Genomic DNA, 19,391 nt, shown 5'->3' with positions numbered 1-19,391 from the left:
GGGGATTGGGGAGCATGCGGCGAGCCTACCGTTCGCTGTGCGCACAAGTGTGCGTTGCACGAACTCTCCTGGCCCGGCGTCCGGGGCCGGGGCTAGCGTCACCGGCGAGAGAGATCGCGAGCGCACAGCAGAGGAGACCCCGCCATGACCGTCACGGACGCCTATGTGTACGACGCCGTCCGCACCCCCTTCGGCAAGATCGGCGGTGCGCTCGCCGGCTCCCGGCCGGACGACCTCGCCGCCCACGTGCTCCGGACCCTCGTGGACCGTGCCCCCGGTCTGGCGGGGCTGCGCCGCGAGAGCGCGCAGGACGTGGCGGACGAGGTGCGCGGCGCCCCGATCGAGGCCGGCACGGACCGCGCCCGCCCGGACCGGATCGACGAGGTGGTGCTCGGCAACGCGAACGGGGCCGGGGAGGAGAACCGCAACGTGGGCCGCATGGCCGCGCTGCTGGCCGGCCTGCCGGTCACCGTCCCCGCCACCACCGTCAACCGGCTGTGCGGATCCTCCCTGGACGCGGCGATCATGGCCTCCCGTCAGATCGAGGTGGGGGAGGCGGACGTCGTGCTCGTGGGCGGCGTGGAGTCCATGTCCCGTGCCCCGTGGGTGCTGCCCAAGACCACTCGCCCGTTCCCCATGCACGACCTGGCGGCGGCGAACACCACGCTCGGTTGGCGCCTGATCAACGATGCGATGCCGCCGGAGTGGACCGTCTCGCTCGGCGAGGCCACGGAACTGCTGCGCGAGCGCTTCGGCATCTCCCGCGAGCGCCAGGACGAGTTCGCCGCGCGCTCGCACCGGCTCACCGCGCGGGCGTGGGACGAGGGGCGGTATGACTCGCTCGTGGCCGCCGTGTCCGGCACGGACCTGGAGCGGGACGAGACCGTCCGCCCGGACTCCACCCCCGAGACCCTCGCCGGCCTGCGCACCGTGTTCCGCCGGGAGAACGGCACCGTCACCGCGGGCAACGCCTCGCCCATGAACGACGGCGCCTCGGCCGCCCTCCTGGGCTCGGCGACGGGCGCGGACGTGCTCGGCCTGGAGCCGCTGGCCCGCATCGCCGGCCGCGCCACCGCCGCCAACGAGCCCGACTTCTTCGGCTACGCGCCGGTGGAGGCGGCGAACCGGGCCCTGTCCCGCGCCGGGATCGGCTGGAAGGACGTGGCCGCCGTCGAGCTCAACGAGGCCTTCGCCGCCCAGTCCCTGGCCTGCACGGACGCCTGGGGCGTGGACCCGGAGATCGTGAACGCCTGGGGCGGCGCGATCGCGATCGGCCACCCCCTCGGGGCCTCCGGCACCCGCGTGCTCGGCACGCTGGCCCGCCGCCTCGAGGCCTCCGGTGAGCGGTGGGGCGTGGCCGCGCTGTGCATCGGCGTGGGCCAGGGCATCGCCGTCGTCCTCGAGAACGTGGCCGCGCGCTGACGCGTCCGGCCGAGCACCCACCCGACCCCCCCTCCCAGAAGGAGTCCCCATGCTGGAGTTCGTGGACACGGCCGCGCAGGCCGTCTCCCGCATCACCGACGGCGCCACGGTGCTGATCGGCGGGTTCGGCGACGCCGGGCAGCCGATGGAGCTGATCGACGCGCTGCTCGAGTCCGGGGCCACCGGCCTCACGGTGGTCAACAACAACGCGGGCCAGGCGGACGCGGGCCTGGCGCTGCTGATCAAGGAGCTTCGCGTCGCCAAGATCATCTGTTCGTTCCCCCGCCAGTCCGACTCGTGGCACTTCGACGAGGCCTACCGCGCCGGTGAGATCGAGCTGGAGCTCGTGCCCCAGGGCAACCTGGCCGAGCGGCTGCGTGCCGGCGGGGCCGGCATCGGCGGGTTCTTCACGCCCACCGGCTACGGCACCGCGCTGGCCGAGGGCAAGGAGGTCCGCGAGATCGACGGGAGGCACTATGTGCTCGAGTCCCCGATCCGCGGCGACGTCGCCCTGATCAAGGCGTACGCGGCGGACCGCTTCGGCAACCTCGTCTACCGCAAGACGGCCCGCAACTTCGGTCCCGTCATGGCCGCCGCGGCCGAGCACACGATCGTGCAGGTGGACGAGATCCGCGAGGAGCCCATCGACCCGGAGCACGTGATCACGCCCGGCATCTACACGGACACCGTGGTGCGGATCGCCACGGCGTCCGGTGAGAAGGAGCGCGCGGAGCGCGAGGCCCTGGCCGCCGGCCGGCCCAAGCCGTGCGCGGCCACCACCACCGCGGCCGAGCAGGCCGCCGAGGGGAAGTGAGGAGCGCCATGAGCTTCACCCAGACCGACACCCCGCTGACCCAGGACGAGCTCGCCCGGACGATCGCGGCGGACATCGCCCCCGGCTCCTTCGTGAACCTGGGCATCGGCCAGCCCACCACGGTGTCCAACTACCTGGAGGCGGAGAAGAACGTCACCCTGCACACCGAGAACGGCATGCTGGGCTTCGGCCCCCAGGCCGAGGGCGAGCAGATCGACGAGGACCTCATCAACGCCGGCAAGATCCCCGTCACCGAGCTGCCCGGGGCCGCGTACTTCCATCACGCCGACTCGTTCGCCATGATGCGTGGCGGCCACCTGGACGTGTGCGTCCTCGGCGCCTACCAGGTCTCCGCGACGGGCGACCTCGCCAACTGGTCCACGGGCAAGCCCGGGGCGATCCCCGCCGTCGGGGGCGCGATGGACCTGGCGATCGGCGCCAAGGACACCTACGTGATGATGGATCTCTTCACCAAGAAGGGCGATCCGAAGCTGCTGGCCGCGTGCACGTTCCCCCTGACCGGCGTCGGCTGCGTCTCCCGCATCTACGCGGATCGGGGCGTGTTCCTGCTGGACGCCTCCGGGGTCGTGCGGGTCCGCGAGCTGCACGGCATCACGTGGGAGGAGCTGGAGGCGGCGCACCCCGGCGTGCGGTTCGAGAAGCTCGAGGACTGAGCCGCCGCGCCGCAGTCACCGGCCCCACGGGCTCCCGGAGGCCTGCGCCGTCGTCGACTTGTCCTGGGGAGCAACGTCGGTTGACTCATCCCGGGTGCAGCGGCCTGCGACCGGTGACAACTCAACCGACGACGGCGGCCCGCACCTTCACGCGCAGGTGCGGGCCGACGTCGTCCCGGCGGGGCGCTCAGGCGGTGCGCAGCACCATGCCCGGGTGGAGCATGGTCGAGACCGTCATGCCGTTGAGGCGTTGCAGGCGCTCCATGGAGACGCCCGTGCGCTGGGCGATGAGCCACCAGCCGTCGTTCGCCTGGACCACGTACGTGGCGGCCGGCGCCGTGGCGGCCGTGATGAGCACCATCCCCGGGTGCAGGACGGTCGACGCCGTCATGCCGTTGAGCCGCTGGAGCTCCGCGGCGGACACGCCGGTCCGTCGGGCGATGACCCACCAGCCGTCGTTCGGCTGCACCGTGTAGGTGCCGGTGGTGATCGGGGTGGGCTCCGGGGCGGTCGGGTCGGCGACGGTGCGCAGCACCATGCCCGGGTGGAGCACGGTCGCCTCGGTCATGCCGTTGAGCTCCTGGAGGGTGGCCGCGGGCACGCCGGTGCGGCGGGCGATGGTCCACCAGCCGTCGTTCGGCTGCACCGTGTACGTGCCGGCGGTCGACGGCGCGGTCGTCGGGGCCGGCGTCGGAGCCGGGGTGGCCGGTGTCGGCGGCTGGCCGGCCGCCGTCGCGATGGCCTCGGCGCGGTCCCGCAGGTCGTCGAAGCGGGCCATCAGGTGCTGCCCCGGGCACGCGGTCGCGGACGTGGCCCGGTGCGGGAAGATCGTGTCCACGGTGACGGGGGTGCCCGCGGCGTACTTCGTGCTGCCGCCCGAGGTCAGGGTGACCCGGCCGCGCGCGTCGATGCCGTCGCGGTACAGGTAGTAGGCGGTGGCGCGGGCCATCGCGTCCACCACCTCCTCGGACGGGGCGACCACGTCGTAGTTGCCCATCGTGGAAATGCCCATCGTGCCCCGGTTGAACCCGCCCGCGTGCGTGCCCAGCGGGTTCGAGTCCAGGGCGCCGCGGCGGCCCTCGTAGATGTTGCCGAAGCGGTCCGTGATCAGGTGGTACGGGAAGTCGCCCCAGCCGAGGGTCTTCGTGTAGTACGCGTAGATGCCGCGCATCTGCTCCACGGCCTGGGCGCGCGAGTAGTCGTTGGTGCCGGCCGTGTGGTGGATGGTCAGCGCGCGCACCTGGTCGAACTGCGGGGAGTCCTCCGCCCAGGACTCGTCCGCGCCCCACTGGGCGCGGGTGATGACGTCCGGGAGGATCTTCGCGCGGGCGTCCGAGGCCGTGGCCACGGTGCGGGCCTCGGCGGGCTCCGCGCCCCCGACGACGGCGCTCGACTTCACGCCCCGGGGCAGACCGGCGGTCTCGGCGGCCTGCTCGGCGGCCACCGCCGGGTGCGCGCTCGCGACGGTCTCGTCCGTGGCGGCCGTGCCCGGGTCGATGAGGGACAGCTCGAGGCCGGCCGGGGCTGCGCCGTCGGCGGTGGTCACGCGCAGCTGGGCGCCGTCCGCGCCGAACGCGACGAACGGGTCCGTGCCGGTGCGCGCGGGGGCGGCGCCCTCGGGCAGGACGGGCCGATCCAGGACCTGCCACGGGCCCCAGGCCCCGTCCTGACGCACGCGGATCTCCACGCGCTCGACGGCGTCGTCCGCCGCGGCGTCCCACACGGCGGCGGCCACCGTGAACGGGCGGTCCACCACGGGCTCGCCGAGCACGACGCCGGCCGGGGCCTCCTCGGCCGGGACGAGGTTCTCGCCCTCCTGCGGGACGGTCGCGACGCCGGCGCCCTCGACGGGAGCGGCCGACGCGGGGGTCGTGGCCGTCCCTGCGGTCGTGGCACGGGCGGCGTCGTCGAGCGGGCGCGCGTCGGGGGCGCCCTCCGTGGTCGCGGACGGCGGCTGCGGGAGCAGGCCGCCGACGAGGACGGAGAGCGCGGCGACCGCGACGGCGGGCGCGAGCGGGCGGGGGGACGCGGCGGAACGCGGCGGGAGAATCTTCATGCGGATGCCTTCGGAAGGTGGAGTGCCCGAGGAACGACAGGCGCGGGCCGTGTCGCTTTCCCGGGTCGGTGGCGTGGTGAGGGCGGGATGAGGGCCAGAGGCCGTCGTGATCGTAGCGTGATCGACCATTCCCGGGAACATCTTTCGAAGGCTTGTCGGGTGATTTCACGCCCCCGTGATGTCCGGTTCATCCATTCACAGGTGGGCGCGGTGTGGCACCGGGGCGGAGCACAGCGGAGGGGTGTCGGGTCCGCGCCGGGGGATACGGTGACGGGAGACCACCACGGGCCGCCCGGCCCGGGAACCAGAGGAGGCAGACCATGGCGGAGCCGATCCACATCGGCGCGGCGGCGGACGTCCCGGAGGGCGAGGCGATCGTCGTCCCGGCGGCGACGGCGGGGACGAGGGACGACGTCGCGGTGTTCCACACGGACGCAGGCGAGTTCCACGCGATCGACGACACGTGCACCCACGAGGACGCCTCGCTGGCCGAGGGCTGGCTCGAGGACGACCGGGTGGAGTGCCCGCTGCACGCCGCGCAGTTCTGCCTGCGCACCGGCGAGGCGCTCTGCCTGCCCGCCACCAAGGGCGTCGGCGTGCACCGCGTCGAGGAGCGCGAGGGCCAGCTCTACCTCGTCCCCGGCGCATGAGCCACGACGTCGAGGCCCCGGCAGGCGTGCCCGGCTCGGTCGCGGTGGTGGGCGGCGGCGTCGCGGGCTTCGCCGTGGTCCGCGAGCTGCGGCGTCGCGGTTTCGCGGGCGAGATCGCACTCGTGGACCCGCAGGGCGTGCCCTATGACCGGCCACCCCTGAGCAAGGAGTTCCTGACCGGCGACGCGGACGCGCGCCGCCTGCTGCTCGCCCCGCCGACGTGGTTCGCCGAGCACGGCGTGGAGCTGGTGGAGGACGCGGCGGTCCGGGTGGTGCCGGGCGGCGTCCACCCCGACGGCGGCCCCGCGCCCCACCGGGTGGAGACGGCCTCCGGGCGGGTCCTGGAGGCGGACGCGGTCGTGCTCGCCACGGGCGGGCGACCCCGGGCCCTCGACGTCGCCGGCGCCGACCACCCGGACCTAATCACCCTGCGCACCCGCTCCGACGCCGAGGCCCTGCGCGACCGCCTGACGTTCGGGGCCGAGGTGGCGGTCGTGGGCGGCGGCTTCACGGGGGCGGAGGTCGCGGCCGCGGCGCGTCGCTCGCTCGCCGCGGTGACGCTCGTGACCGGGACGGACGCCCCGGCCCGCGCAGCCGTCGGGCCGGCGCTGGCCGCCCGCCTGCACCGGATGCACGTCGAGCACGGGGTCGCGGTCGAGGTCGGCCGGGCGGCCTGGATCGAGCACCGGGACGCCGACGGCGGCGCCGCGCTGCCGGCCGCCCACCGGCTCCACCTCCACGACGGGCGGACCGTGGACGCCGACGTCGTGGTGCTGGCCGGGGGCACCGTGCCGGACACCGCCCTCGCCGAGGACGCCGGTCTGGAGGTGGCCGACGGCGTGCTCACGGACGCGATGGGCCGCACGACCGTGCCCGGGATCCTGGCCGTGGGTGACGCCGCGCGCGCCCGGGAGTCCGCGTGGGCCACGTCGCGGCACTGGGAGCCGGCCCTGCGTTCCGGTGCGGCCGCCGCGGCGGCGCTCCTGGGGGAGCAGACGGACGCCCCGGGCGCCCCGTGGTTCTGGTCCGACCGGTACGACGCCCACGTGGAGGCCGTGGGGGACATGACGGTGCCGGCCGGCGGGCGGATCGTGGACCGCGAGGTGCGCGGCGTCGTGGTGGCGAGCTTCGCGCTGGCCGCGGACGGGACCCTGCGCGGGGCCGCGTCGATCGACGACCCCATGACCGTCAAGGCCGCCCGGCGCATCATCGACCGGGGGATCGTGGTGGACGCCGCCGCGCTCGCGGACCCGGCCGTGCCGGTCAAGTCGCTGGCGCGGGGGTGAGGGCGCCCGTTTCGTCAACGAAAGCGGTCAGGTGCCGCAGTAGGTGACGAACGGGGCCCCGTCCGCCGGACCCGGCTCCGCGTACCGCTCGAACCCGGGGCGCGGGGTGAAGGGATCCGTGACGGCCTCGAGCAGCCGGTGGACCGGGGCGAGGTCCCCGCCCTCCGCGGCCGTCAGGGCCTCGTCGAGCAGGTGGTTCCGCGGGATGTAGACGGGGTTCACCGCGCGCATCCGGGCCGGATCGGGACCCATCGCCCGCCAGTCCGCGAGCCAGGCGGCGAGCCCCGCGGGGTCCGGAGCGCCGGGGACGAGTCGTGCCGCCTCGGTGCGCGCCGCGTCGTCGTCCACGGGCGCCGCCGTGTGCTCGGCCAGCCGCACCCAGAACGAGGTCCAGTCGGCCCGCGCCGCGGCCAGCCACGGGAACAGGCGGTCGGTGAGCGCGGCGACGTCGTCCTCCGCCACCGACGCCGGGAGACCGAGCTTGTCCCGCAGTCCGCCCCGCCACGCCGCGAGATGGGCGCCGTGGAACCTGCCCAGCGCCTCCTGGGCGAGCGCGACGGCGCGGTCGGGGTCGTCGTCGAGCACGGGCACGAGGGCCTCGCCGAGCCGGGCGAGGTTCCACGCCGCGATGGGCCCCTGATTGCCGTACGCGTACCGGCCCTGGGTGTCGATCGAGGAGAAGCTCGCGGCCGGATCGAAGGCGTCGATGAACGCGCAGGGGCCGTAGTCGATAGTCTCGCCGGACAGGGTCATGTTGTCCGTGTTCATCACACCGTGCACGAAGCCGACGAGCATCCAGCGGGAGACGAGCTCGGCCTGCGCGGCGATCACCGCCTCGTAGAGCGCGAGCGCGGGGTGCTCGGCGTCGGTGGCGTGCGGGTGGTGGCGGGCGATGGCCTCGTCGACGATCCGGCGCAGCACCTCCGTGGGGTGCGCCTGCTCGGGGAGGGCCGCGGCGTACTGGGCCGTGCCGACGCGCAGGTGCGACGCGGCCGTCCGGGCCAGCACCGCGCCCGGCAGCACGGTCTCGCGGCGGACCGGGTGGCCCGTGGCGACGACGGCGAGCGCCCGCGTGGTCGGCACGCCGAGGGCGTGCATCGCCTCGGAGACCACGTACTCGCGGAGCATGGGGCCGAGCACGGCCTGCCCGTCGGCGTTGCCGCGCGCGAAGGGCGTGCGACCGGAGCCCTTGAGATGCAGGTCGTGGAGCCGACCGTCCGGGGCCGTGAGCTCGCCGAGGAGGAGGGCGCGCCCGTCACCCAGGCGGGGGGAGTAGTGGCCGAACTGGTGGCCCGCGTACGCCTGCGCGACCGGCCGCGCGTGCGGGCCGGGCTGCTCGCCGGTGAGGAAGCGGACGCCGTCGTCGCTGGCGAGCCACTCGGCGTCGAGGCCGAGCTCCGCCGCGAGGCCGGCGTTGAGCAGGACGAGTTGCGGGCCGTCCGTGACCTGGGCCTGCCAGGGCAGGGCGAGCTCGGGGAAGGTGTCGGCGAAATGCGAGCTCAGGGTGGGGGCGGACGTGGTCATGGGGCCACGCTACGTGGGGGAGCACGGGTGTTCACGGGCCGACTCCCACCGGGCCCGTCCTTTCGAGGCGGGAAATCGACCCCATGGGCGTGGACCAGAGTGCTATGAGCTGGATTTCCCGCCTCGAAACGAGGGGCCGTGGCGGGCCGCGGGGGCCGTGGATCTCACCGGGTCACCCACCGAACTCGGCCGCCCGGCGCCGCACCCGCGCGACGACGTCCGCGTAGTCGTCCCGGGCGTCGGCCCACATGACCTTGATCGAGAGCCAGTCGTGGTCGGCGCACCAGCGGTCGCGCAGCACGTCTCGGGCCTGCTGCTCGGCGGTGCGGTGGTGCTCGCCGTCGTATTGCAACGCGAGGCGCCACTGCCGATACCCGAGGTCGACCGTCGGAGCGCGGCGGTCTGACGGGTCCAGCCGGCACTGCACCTCGGGCTCCGGCAGCCCGGCGTCGACGAGCGCCAGCCGCAGACGCGTCTCGCGCGGCGAATCCGCCCCCACGCGCATCCTCGCCAGCGCCGCCCGGGCCAGTCCGCGCCCCCGGAAACGTCCCCGTTCGGCCAGCGATCGGACGAGCTCCTCCGGGGTGTAGGCGGGAGCCCCGCGTCCGCCGCCGGGCAGCCACGGCGGGCAGAGCAGCGCGTCACCGGCGGCGACGACGTCCCGCTCGGTGAGCGCCGACCGTGCCGCGCACAGGTCCCACAGCGTGCGGGCCGGCGTCGTCACGAGCACGCCGCCCCGCGTCATCCGCTGTCCCTCCGGCACCTCGATGCGGTGCGGCACCAGACCCGCCTGGACCGGCCGGCCGCCCGAGGTGCCGACGCTGACGTGCACCGCACCGGGGGCCAGCAGCCGTGCGGGCACGGTCAGGCCGTGCAGGCGGGCGGCGGTCTCATGGCTGACGACGACGCCGGGGTGGCGCCGCTGGTACGCGCGGACCTCGTCCATCGTCCACTCACGGACGGAGGCCGCCGCAGGGCCGGCCGGCCCGTAGATGCCGTGGCGCAGCCGCCGCAGGTCTGAGGACTGCAGTCGGGACCACGTCACACCCGCCCGGCGCGCGTCGTCGACCGTGAAGGCGGCGGGGTCGATCGACGGCGGCAGCGGGGCGGGACGACGGGGCATGCGGCGAGCGTGCCCCGTCGCTCCGCGTCCCGAGACGGACGAGCGGGGGCCTGGGGACGCACGAGGGGGCCCGACGCGGTTGTGCAGGAGGCGGTGACCTCCCCGGGGCGCCGGCCCCGAGCCATTCGAGGCGGGAAATCCACGTCATGGACCAGGATCGGACGTCCATGGGGTGGATTTCGCGCCCCGAAGTGAGGGGATGACCAGGTCAGTACGACGCGCGGGGCGCGCCCTCCCCGTCGGCCGCGGCGTCGCTCGGCTCCGGGCACCAGCGGTCGGCGAGGGCCTCGGCGGCCCGGGCCAGCAGGGCGACGTCGGCGCCCACGTTGACGTAGTCCGCGCCGGCGACGGCGTAGGCGTCGGCCTGCGCGGGCACGAACGCATTGACGCCCACGAACTTCCCGGCGGCCTTGACCTTCGTGATGACCTCCTCGACCGCGGCCACCACGTCCGGGTGCGACTGCTGGCCGAGCAGGCCCAGGGACGCGGAGAGGTCCGAGGGGCCGATGAAGACGCCGTCGATCCCGTCCACCGCCGCGATCTCGTCGGCGTTGCGCACGCCCGCGGCAGTCTCGATCTGCACGATCACGGAGACGTGGTCCGCCGCGCCGGGCAGGTAGCCGGGGATCCGGTTCCAGCGGCCCGAGCGTGCCAGGGCGGAGCCCACGCCGCGCACCCCGCCCTCGGCGGAGCCGTCCGGGTAGCGGGCGGCGGCCACGGCGCTGCGGGCCATCTCGGCGTCGTCGACCATGGGCACCAGCAGCGTCTGGGCGCCCAGGTCCAGGAACTGCTTGATGGCCACGGTGTCCAGCGCCGGCACACGCACCAGGGTGGGCACGCGGTAGCCGGCGATCGTGCGCAGCTGGGCGAGGACGTCCTGCAGGGTCAGCGGGGCGTGCTCGGCGTCGATGAGCAGGTAGTCGAGGCCCGCGCCGGCGCAGATCTCCGCCGTCGTCGGGTCCCCCGAGGAGAGGAACATGCCGGCGGCGGGGCGGCCCCCACGGGCGGCGACGGCCTCGGGCGTGAAGAGGTCGCGGAACAGCGGCTGCGGGTTGTGGCGGACGGGCATGGGACGTTCCTCCGGGGTTCTCCGCGCCCTCCACCCGACGCGGGTTGAGTTGTCGCGGGTGGAGCGGCGTCGTACTGGTGATAGGTCAACCCGCGTTGCGGGCGGGCGCGGGCCGACGGGCGGGTCAGGCGAAGCGGCAGGTGATGGTGCCGAGCGGGCCGTAGTCGGCGTAGACGGTGTCGCCCTCGTACACCCACATCGGGCGGGTGAAGGAGCCGGCGAGCACGATCTCACCGGCTTCGAGCGCGTCCCCGTGCTCGGCGATGCGGTTGGCCAGCCAGTGCACGCCGTTGGCCGGGTGGTTCAGCACGCCCGCGGCCACCCCGGTCTCGATGATCTCCTCGTTGCGGGAGAGGATGCCGGAGACCCACCGCAGGTCGACGTCGTGCACGCCCACGGGGCGGCCGCCGATCACCAGGGAGCCCAGGGCGGCGTTGTCCGAGATGGTGTCCGTGATGGTGCGGCCGGCCATCTCGATGCGCGAGTCCAGCACCTCCAGCGCGGGCACCACGTACTCGGTGGCGCGCAGCACGTCCATCAGGTTCAGGCCGGGCCCGCGCAGCTCGTCCCGCAGCACGAACGCCAGCTCCATCTCGATGCGCGGATGGGTGTACTTCTTCCACTCGTACACGTGGCCGGACTCGAACACCTGGTCGTCGAAGATCACGCCGTAGTCCGGTTCGTCGATCCCGGTCGCGTCCTGCATGGCCTTGGAGGTCAGGCCGATCTTGTGGCCCACCTTGCGGCGGCCCGCCTCGACCTGACGCTCGGCCCAGATGCGCTGGATGGCGTACGAGTCCTCGATCTCCATCTCCGGGTAGCGCGCGGTCAGCCGCGGCACGGGCACGCGGTCGATGCCCGCGCGGTGCAGCTCGTCGGCGATCTTGAGGTGGGTCTCGTGGTCCAGCACAGCGGTCTCCTTCACGACGACGGGCAGGGGCCTGGCCTTGATCGTATACGATTACGCGGCTCGGCCCCCGGCCCCGTCGCCATCCTGTCACCGCCCCGGATCAGTCCGGGGTGCGCGTCCCGATGCCCAGCCCGGGCTGGCGGCGGTGCACCGTGAGCCAGGCCAGCCCCCCGACGCCCGTCTGCGAGGCGGGACACCCCTGCTCCCCACGCTTTGAGGCGGGAAATCGAGCTCAAACTGGCCCTCCTGGCTCGAATGAGATGGATTTTCCGCCTCGAACGGCGCGGGGCGGGGAGACGCGGAGGGTGGCAGGGAGGGCGGACGCCGACGGCGGGCACCTGCGTTGGGTGCCCGCCGTCGTCGTGGTGTCCCGGAGCGGTGCCGGCAGTGCCGGTCAGAGCTGGTTGCCGAGCTTGTACTCGCCCTGCTTCCACTCCGGCATGGACTCCTCGCCCTGCCCCTCGCGGGTGTAGGAGAAGCCGTCGGCGCCGATGGTCACGGCCATCTCCGAGTCGTCGGTGCGGGAGACCAGCGGCTGCAGGTTGCCGTCGAGGTCCAGCACGCGGGAGGCGTCGGTGTACCAGGACGGCACGACCGGGGTGCCCCACCAGTCGCGGCGCTGGTTGTCGTGCACGTCCCAGGTGACCACGGGGTTGTCCGGGTCACCGGTGTAGTAGTCCTGGGTGTAGACCTCCACGCGGTGGCCGTCCGGGTCACGCAGGTAGAGGTAGAACGCGTTGGAGACGCCGTGGCGACCCGGGCCGCGCTCGATGTGGTCGGACATGCGCAGGGCGCCGAGCTTGTCGCAGATCGCCAGGATGTTGTGCTTCTCGTGCGTGGCGAAGCACACGTGGTGCATCCGGGGGCCGTCGCCGCCGGTCATGGCGGTGTCGTGCACGGTGGGCTTGCGGCGCATCCACGCGGCGTAGACGGTGCCCTTCTCGTCCTGGATGTCCTCGGTGACGCGGAAGCCCAGGTCCTGCATGTAGCGGGCGGCACGCGGCACATCCGGGGTCACCTGGTTGAAGTGGTCCAGGCGGACCAGGGCGCCCGGGGTGTAGAGGTCGTAGCGCCAGGCCAGGCGCTCCACGTGCTCGACGTCGTGGAAGAACTCGTAGGGGAAGCCCAGCGGGTCCTCGACGCGCACGGAGTCGCCGACGCCCTTGACGAAGCCGTCCTTCCGGCGCTCCACGCGGCAGCCCAGCTCCTCGTAGAAGGCGACCGCCTTGTCCAGGTCCTCGGGGGTGCGCACGCGGTAGGAGAACGCGGCCACGGCGGCGGTCTCGCCCTGGCGCAGCACCAGGTTGTGGTGGATGAACTCCTCCATGGAGCGCAGGTAGACGGTCTCCTCGTCCTCCTCGGTGACCACGAGGCCGAGCACATCCACGTAGAACTCGCGGGACTGGGCGAGGTCCGTGACCACGAGCTCCATCGAGGCGCAGCGCAGGATGTCCGGCGCCTCGGACGTCGGGGTGGGGAGGGGGTTCTCCGGGTCGATGGGGGCTTCCTTCGTGACGAAGAAGCCGGAGGAGGTCTTCTGGCGGCTCTCGAGGTTGGTCATCGGTGCTCCTTGGTGAGGGGGCGGTGCGCTGTGGCCTGGGACACGGTCGCTCACTCGATCGTATACGATCCAGGCGACCGGCGGGAAGGCCGTCGAGGAACGCGGGTTGAGTTGTCGCGGGTCCGGGGCGCCCGCACCCGCGACAACTCACCCCGCGTCGGGTGGGCCGGGGGAGAGGCCCGGCCCGGCCCCACCACGACGACGGCGCCCGCACCTTCGTGCGGAAGGTGCGGGCGCCGTCGTGGTCGCCGGTCGGCGCGGGCTCAGCCGTCGATCTTCGCCGCGGCCTGCTCCTGCTTGCCGAACACCGGGTTGTGGACCTCGCCGAGGTTGATGTGCACGGCCTGCTGATCGGTGTAGAAGTCGATCGAGCGGTAGCCGCCCTCGTGGCCCAGGCCGGAGGCCTTCACCCCGCCGAACGGGGTGCGCAGGTCCCGCACGTTGTTGGAGTTCAGCCACACCATGCCGGCCTCCACGTTCTGCGCGACGTTGTGGGCGCGCTTGAGGTCGTTGGTCCAGATGTAGGCGGCCAGGCCGTACTTGGTGTTGTTGGCCAGCTGCAGGGCCTCCTCCTCCGTGTCGAACGGGGTGATGGCCACCACCGGGCCGAAGATCTCCTCCTGGAAGATCCGGGCGTCCGGGGCCACGTCCGCGAACACGGTGGGCTGCACGAAGTTGCCCTCGGGGAAGCCCTCCGGGCGACCGCCGCCGGCCACCAGGCGGGCCTCGGTCTTGCCGATCTCCACGTAGGACATGACCTTCTCGAAGTGCTCCGGGTGCACGATCGCACCGACCTCGGTGGTCTCGTCGTCCGGCAGGCCGACCTTCACACGGGAGGCCTGGGCGGCGTAGCGCTCCACGAACTCGTCGTAGACGGAACGCTGGACCAGGATGCGGGAGCCGGCGGTGCAGCGCTCGCCGTTCAGGGAGAACACGCCGAAGATGGTCGCGTCGATCGCCGCGTCCAGGTCCGCGTCCTCGAACACCACGGCCGGGGACTTGCCGCCGAGCTCCATGGACAGGCCCTTCAGGTGCGGGGCGGCGTTGGCGAAGATGATCTGGCCGGTGCGGGACTCGCCGGTGAAGGAGATCAGCGGCACGTCCGGGTGCTTCACGAGCGGGTCGCCCGCGTAGCCCTCCTCGCCGAAGCCGTGCACCATGTTGAACACGCCCTTCGGCAGGCCGGCCTCCTCGAAGATCCCGCCCCACAGGGAGGCCGAGAGCGGGGTGAACTCGGCGGGCTTGAGCACCACCGAGTTGCCGGTGGCGATGGCCGGGGCCAGCTTCCAGGACTCCAGCATGAACGGGGTGTTCCACGGGGTGATCAGGCCGGCGACGCCGATCGGCTTGCGGTTCACGTAGTTGATCTGGCGGCCCGGCACCTTGAAGGTGTCGTCGTGCTGGGCCACGATCAGGTCCGCGAAGAAGCGGAAGTTCTCGGCGGCGCGGGCGGCCTGGCCCCTCGCCTGCTTGATCGGCAGGCCGGTGTCGAAGCACTCCATCTCGGCCAGCTGGTTGCCGCGGGTCTCCATGATGTCGGCGATCCGGTGCAGCACACGGGAACGCTGGCGCGGCAGGGCCTGGGACCATTCGCCGGACTCGAAGGCCCGCTTCGCGGCGGCGACGGCGCGGTCGATGTCCGCGGCCTTGCCGGAGGCGGCCGTCAGGTACGGCTCGTTGGTCACCGGGTCGAGCACCTCGAAGGTGTCGCCGTCGATCGAGTCGACGAACTCGCCGTCGATGTAGTGGCGCAGGACGTCGGGCAGGCCCTCGGGCGTGCGGGCCTCGATGCTGGTCTTCTCCGTCATGGTGTCTCTTTCGCTGAGTGCTTCGGGTGGGTCTGATGATCGGGGCCTGGAGCAGCCGGCGTCGGCGCCGGTCCGGCCGGCGGTCACGCGGACGGCTCGGCGCTGTGCTCCAGGTAGGCGTGCAGGGTGTTCAGGCGGTGGGCGCGGGCGGCGGCCTCGATCTCCTCGAAGCGCGCCCCGTCCTCGATCAGGCGCAGCAGGTGTTCGTGCTCGTCCACGGAGGCCACCGCCCGGCCGGGCACGTACGCGAACGTGGAGGAGCGCAGCGCGGCCAGGCGGTTCCAGCCGCGGTGCACCAGGTCGTGCACGTGCTCGTTCTGGTGATGCTCGAACAGGATCGAGTGGAAGCGGCGGTTGAGCTCGGTGAACGCCACCGGGTCCCAGGCCGTCTCCGACTCCGTCATCGCGCGCATGGTCGCGTTCACCTCGCGGGCCGCCGCGAGGTCCTCGGCGGTCACGTGCGGGGCGCACTGGGCGGTGGAGAACCCCTCCACCAGCGCCAGCGTCTCCATGGTGTGGCGGTACTCGACCGGATCGATGCCGACCACGGTCGCGCCCACGTTGCGCTCGTAGGCCACCAGCTTCTCGGACTGCAGGCGGCGGATCGCCTCCCGCACGGGCACCACGGACATGCCCAGCTCCGCGGCGATCTGGGACAGCACCAGCCGGTCGCCCGGCTCGTGGCGCTGGTCCCGGATCCCCTCGAGGATCGCCTGGTAGGCGCGGTCCGCCTTGGAGACGGGGGCGCCTGCGAGGCCGACCGTTCCGATGTCCGTGCGGCGCATGCTCAGGCGTCGCCCTCCGGGGCCGGGGCGTCCGGCAGGGTCTTGCGGTACTCGGCGAACTTGGCCTTCCACTCGGCGTTCGGGGGGAACATCCCGTCCACCGGGTAGCCGGCCTTGACCTGCTCGTACGCCCAGGCGTCCTGGAGCTCCTGCTCGTAGGCGTCGTCCACAACCTCCTGGAGCAGGGACGGCGGGATGACCACCACACCGTCGTCGTCGCCGACGATGATGTCGCCGGGCTGCACGGTGGTGCCGCCGCAGGCGATGGTGCCGCCGACCTCCCACGGGATGTGACGGCGGCCCAGCACCGCCGGGTGCGTGGCGCCGGCGTACACCTGGAGGCCGACCTCGGCGACGGCGGCGGAGTCGCGGATGCCGCCGTCCGTGATCACGGCGTTCGCGCCGTTCACCTGGGCGCGCAGGGCCAGGACGTCCCCGAGGGTGCCGGTGCCGTGCTCGCCACGGGCCTCCATGACCACCACGTCGTCCGGCTGCACCGAGTCGATCGCCCGCTTCTGGGCGTTGAAGCCGCCGCCGAACTCCTTGGCCAGGTCCTCGCGCTTGGGGATGTAGCGCAGGGTCTTGGCGTAGCCGAGGACGCGCCGACCCCGGTGGATCGGGCGCGGGCCGTCGATGGTCGCGTTCTGGACGCCGCGCTTCTGCAGCTGGGCGGTGAGGGTGGCCACCGCGATGGCGTCGATCTTGGCGCGCAGCTCGGGGGTCAGCAGGGAGCGGTCCGGCTGCGGGGCGCTCGCGACCCAGTGGCCGTTCTCGTCCACCGCGGACGACGACGGCGCCGCGGCCTGCGGGGCCAGACCGGCGGCCTCGCGGGAGCCCCAGGCCTCCTCGCGCTGCACGTCGTCCACCTGCGGCTGCGCGCCGAACGGGGCCAGGGCGTGCTCCGAGTCGACGACCGTCGTCACCAGGCGGCCGGTGGTCGGTGCGCCGGGGGCGCTGGGGGCGTCCACCTCCACCTCGACGACGTCGCCCGGCCGGGCCACGGAGGAGCCGGCGGGGGTGCCGGTGAGGATGACGTCGCCCTCCTCGAGCGTCATGAGCTGCGAGAGGTCGGCCACGAGCTGGCCGAACGGGAAGACGAGGCCCTCGGTGGTGTCGTCCTGGACGATCTCGCCGTTGACCCAGGTGCGCACGCGCAGGGCGGCCGGGTCCAGGCCCGCGGCGGAGATCACCGCGGGGCCGAGCGGGGTGTAGCCGTCGCCGGACTTGTTCTTGACGTTGGAGCCCTTGTCCGCGTGGCGGAGGTCGTAGAGGCCCCAGTCGTTGGCGGCGGTGATGCCGGAGACGTGCGACCAGCCCTCCTCCGGGCTGACGCGCCGGGCGGTGCGGCCGATGATCAGCGCGATCTCGCCCTCGTAGGCGAGCAGCTCGGTGCCGGCGGGGCGCTCGATCGTGTCGCCGCTGCGGGCGATGGAGGTGCCGGCCTTGAGGAAGTAGCCGGGGGCCTGCGGGGACCGGCCCCGCTGGGCGATGCGGGAGGGGTAGTTCAGGTGGACGGCGAGCACCTTGCCCGGCCGGTTCTCCCGGACGGTGAAGTCGTGCTCGGTGACGGTGGGCGTGGGCTCCGGTGTGCTCTGCGTCATGGGCGAGATCGTATACGATCTCGCGGGCCCGGGGAAGAGGTCGCACGCCCGGCAGACGCGCCGGGCCGACGTCGTCGTGGGCGCCCGCCGCGGCTCAGCGGGCCCGGGCGATCGACTCGTTCACCGCCGGGGCCAGGCGCCGCACGCCCTCCACGAGCTTCTCGGCGTCCACGAACGAGTACGCGAGGCGCAGGGTGGAGTGCGTGCCCTCGACGGGGGTGAAGGCCGCCCCCGGCACGAACACCGCGCCCGCCTCGATGCCGCGGTGCATCACCTCGAGGGTGTCCACCCCGGTCGGCAGGGTGGCCCACAGGAAGAAGCCGCCCTGCGGGGTGATGAACTCGACCCCCGGGTCCCAGTGCTCACGCACCGCGTCCACGAGCGCCCCGGCCCGCTCGCGGTACAGCCCGGTCACGTGGCGGACGTGGCCCTGCCAGTCCAGCTGCGTGACGAAGGCGGTGGAGAGCATCTGCGAGTACGTGGACGCGTGGATGTAGGCCGACTCCGCGCACAGGTAGAACTCGCGCTTGAGCGCGGCCGGCACGAGCGCCCAGCCGATGCGCACGCCCGGGGAGAAGATCTTGGACATCGTGCCGAGGTGGACCACGTTGTCCCGGTGGTCGGCGGCGATCGGGGCGACGGGCTCGCCGTCGAATGCGATCTGCCCGTACGGATTGTCCTCCACGATGAGCACGCCGTGCTTCTCGCAGATCGCGCCCACCTCGGCGCGGCGGCCCGGGGGCAGGAGGGCGCCCGAGGGGTTCGCGAACGAGGGGATCGTGTAGAGGAAGGCCACGCGGCGGCCCTCGGCGGCCAGGCGGGTCAGGGTCTCGTCGAGGGCCGCGGGCACCAGGCCGTGGTCGTCGGTGCCCGTGGCCACGGCCTCGAGCTGCCAGGTGGTGAAGGTGGTCAACGCGCCCACGAACGTGGGGTCCTCCACCACGACGACGTCGCCCGGGTTCGCGAACGCCCGGCAGGCGGTGTCGATCGCGGCCTGCGAGCCGGGGGTGATGACCACGAGCTCGGGATCCGCGTCCGGGATGCCGTCGGCGGCCATCACGGCGGTCGCGGCGGCGCGCATCTCCTCGGTGCCCTGGCCCGGGCCGTACTGCAGGGACTCCGTGCCGAACCGGGTCATCAGGTCGGAGGCGATCCGGCCCAGCTCGTCGAGGGGCAGGTCGGCGAGCCACGGGTTCCCGCCCGCGAGCGAGACGAGGTTCGGGTCCATCGCGATGTCGAAGACGTCGCGGACCGCGGACTGCTTCACGCCGACGGCGCGCTGGGACAGGTGATCTCGGAGGTTCCGCACGCTCGGCACCCTATAGCACGACGCGGCCGACGGTGCAGGCCCGATGACGGGCGACGACGGCGGGTCGCGCGATCAGGGGGTGCTCGGCTCCTGGGCGGGGGACCACGTGCCCTGGGTCGGCTCGGCGGGACCCCAGGACGACTCGCCCTCCGGCGCCCACGTCTGCCCGCCGGATCCGTCGCTCGGCTCCCCACTCGGCGTGGGGTCCCCCTGCGGGACGTCCACGGACTCGCCGAGGCGGAGCGGTTCGAGCCCCAACACGTCGTCGAGGTCCCGGCCGTCCACCTCGAGTCGGACCTGGCCCGCGGACGTGAAGGCGGCGGCGGTCGCCTGCAGCTGGGCGCGGATCCGCTCGGCCGTGCAGTCGTCCTCCGGCGTCACGGTGCCGGTGAAGGTGAAGATCTCCACGTCGCCCTCGCGGCGGTGCCCGGTCGGGGTGAGGGTCTCGCGCGCGTCGAACACGGCGTTCCACAGCGACGGGTCGCCGTGCCAGCCCTGCTCGTCCGCGAACAGGAAGTCCAGCGCGGCGTCCGCCTCGTCCTCGGTGTCCGTCGGCACGGTCTGCACGGGCACCAGCAGGTCGCCGCAGCCGAAGGGCCGGCCGCTCGTCCCCGGGACCGCCTCCGTCTCCGCGACGGCGAGGTAGACCGTCAGCGGCTGGTACCCCTCCGTCGCGGGCAGGGGCACGCCGTCGTCGGACGCCGAGTCCTCGGCCAGGCCGGGGTCGACCGCGCAGCCGGCCAGCAGGCACGCGGCGGCCACGGCACCCATGAGCCGCAGGGCGCGGGGAGGGGAGGGC

Annotated in this window: 16 protein-coding genes; 5 read left to right on the top strand and 11 right to left on the bottom strand. The window is 73.6% G+C overall.

Annotated elements, in window-relative coordinates:
* Nucleotides 1-144 precede the first annotated feature (144 nt).
* Genes J1M40_RS10390 through J1M40_RS10380 form a run of 3 tightly spaced genes read left to right on the top strand, consistent with a single transcriptional unit; the run spans nucleotide 145 to nucleotide 2,910 of the window.
* Complete coding sequence (locus J1M40_RS10390) at nucleotides 145-1,422, top strand: thiolase family protein (RefSeq protein ID WP_144862411.1); 1,278 nt, start codon at nucleotides 145-147, stop codon at nucleotides 1,420-1,422.
* A gap of 49 nt (nucleotides 1,423-1,471) precedes the next feature.
* Nucleotides 1,472-2,236, top strand: coding sequence for a 3-oxoacid CoA-transferase subunit A (locus J1M40_RS10385; protein ID WP_070709346.1), 765 nt, complete (start codon nucleotides 1,472-1,474; stop codon nucleotides 2,234-2,236).
* An 8-nt stretch (nucleotides 2,237-2,244) separates the two neighbouring features.
* Entirely contained in the window at nucleotides 2,245-2,910 is a 666-nt protein-coding gene (locus tag J1M40_RS10380) for a 3-oxoacid CoA-transferase subunit B (protein ID WP_081097772.1), read from the top strand.
* 187 nt (nucleotides 2,911-3,097) lie between these two features.
* On the opposite strand, the gene J1M40_RS10375 is transcribed toward J1M40_RS10380, so the two are convergent.
* Nucleotides 3,098-4,966 carry a LysM peptidoglycan-binding domain-containing protein gene (locus tag J1M40_RS10375; protein ID WP_206450777.1) on the bottom strand — a complete coding sequence of 623 codons (1,869 nt, stop codon included), beginning with the start codon at nucleotides 4,964-4,966 and terminating at the stop codon, nucleotides 3,098-3,100.
* 320 nt (nucleotides 4,967-5,286) lie between these two features.
* On the opposite strand from J1M40_RS10375, the gene J1M40_RS10370 reads away from it, so the two are divergent.
* Together J1M40_RS10370 and J1M40_RS10365 are read left to right on the top strand one after the other, a co-directional pair.
* A complete protein-coding gene (locus J1M40_RS10370) occupies nucleotides 5,287-5,616 on the top strand; it encodes a bifunctional 3-phenylpropionate/cinnamic acid dioxygenase ferredoxin subunit (protein ID WP_002857882.1) in 330 nt (109 codons plus the stop codon).
* Nucleotides 5,613-6,902, top strand: coding sequence for an NAD(P)/FAD-dependent oxidoreductase (locus tag J1M40_RS10365; protein ID WP_078026212.1), 1,290 nt, complete (start codon nucleotides 5,613-5,615; stop codon nucleotides 6,900-6,902). The genes J1M40_RS10370 and J1M40_RS10365 overlap by 4 nt, the downstream gene beginning before the upstream one ends.
* A gap of 27 nt (nucleotides 6,903-6,929) precedes the next feature.
* Here the strand turns inward: J1M40_RS10365 and J1M40_RS10360 are convergent, their stop codons facing one another.
* The 10 genes from J1M40_RS10360 to J1M40_RS10315 all read right to left on the bottom strand — a co-directional run.
* Nucleotides 6,930-8,426 (bottom strand): YdiU family protein, encoded by a 1,497-nt coding sequence (locus J1M40_RS10360; protein WP_070709506.1) that lies wholly within the window; start codon nucleotides 8,424-8,426, stop codon nucleotides 6,930-6,932.
* Between the two features lie 172 nt (nucleotides 8,427-8,598).
* Nucleotides 8,599-9,549 (bottom strand): hypothetical protein, encoded by a 951-nt coding sequence (locus J1M40_RS10355; protein WP_070709504.1) that lies wholly within the window; start codon nucleotides 9,547-9,549, stop codon nucleotides 8,599-8,601.
* A gap of 208 nt (nucleotides 9,550-9,757) precedes the next feature.
* Nucleotides 9,758-10,618, bottom strand: a complete 861-nt coding sequence (locus J1M40_RS10350) for an HpcH/HpaI aldolase/citrate lyase family protein (protein ID WP_036383620.1) — start codon at nucleotides 10,616-10,618, stop codon at nucleotides 9,758-9,760.
* Nucleotides 10,619-10,742: 124 nt separating this feature from the next.
* On the bottom strand, nucleotides 10,743-11,528 hold the full coding sequence (locus tag J1M40_RS10345) for a 2-keto-4-pentenoate hydratase (protein ID WP_119217764.1): 786 nt from the start codon (nucleotides 11,526-11,528) through the stop codon (nucleotides 10,743-10,745).
* Between the two features lie 394 nt (nucleotides 11,529-11,922).
* Nucleotides 11,923-13,089: a 3,4-dihydroxyphenylacetate 2,3-dioxygenase gene (gene hpaD / locus J1M40_RS10340; RefSeq protein ID WP_134377411.1), complete on the bottom strand. Its 1,167-nt coding sequence runs from the start codon at nucleotides 13,087-13,089 to the stop codon at nucleotides 11,923-11,925.
* A gap of 263 nt (nucleotides 13,090-13,352) precedes the next feature.
* A complete protein-coding gene (gene hpaE / locus J1M40_RS10335) occupies nucleotides 13,353-14,897 on the bottom strand; it encodes a 5-carboxymethyl-2-hydroxymuconate semialdehyde dehydrogenase (protein WP_135039689.1) in 1,545 nt (514 codons plus the stop codon).
* A gap of 83 nt (nucleotides 14,898-14,980) precedes the next feature.
* Nucleotides 14,981-15,682 (bottom strand): GntR family transcriptional regulator, encoded by a 702-nt coding sequence (locus J1M40_RS10330; RefSeq protein ID WP_041102616.1) that lies wholly within the window; start codon nucleotides 15,680-15,682, stop codon nucleotides 14,981-14,983.
* Nucleotides 15,683-15,684: 2 nt separating this feature from the next.
* Nucleotides 15,685-17,283, bottom strand: coding sequence for a fumarylacetoacetate hydrolase family protein (locus J1M40_RS10325; protein ID WP_144819549.1), 1,599 nt, complete (start codon nucleotides 17,281-17,283; stop codon nucleotides 15,685-15,687).
* 94 nt (nucleotides 17,284-17,377) lie between these two features.
* The gene (locus J1M40_RS10320; RefSeq protein ID WP_144818978.1) at nucleotides 17,378-18,592 is read right to left on the bottom strand and encodes a PLP-dependent aminotransferase family protein; all 1,215 of its coding nucleotides are present in this window, start codon (nucleotides 18,590-18,592) and stop codon (nucleotides 17,378-17,380) included.
* 72 nt (nucleotides 18,593-18,664) lie between these two features.
* The coding region (locus J1M40_RS10315; RefSeq protein WP_206450776.1) for a hypothetical protein at nucleotides 18,665-19,391 on the bottom strand (727 nt) is incomplete at its 5' end.

This window comes from Micrococcus sp. KRD026 (genome assembly GCF_017168445.1).
Taxonomy (GTDB): Bacteria; Actinomycetota; Actinomycetes; order Actinomycetales; family Micrococcaceae; genus Micrococcus; species Micrococcus luteus.
This window is presented reverse-complemented; position numbering and strand designations above follow the sequence as displayed.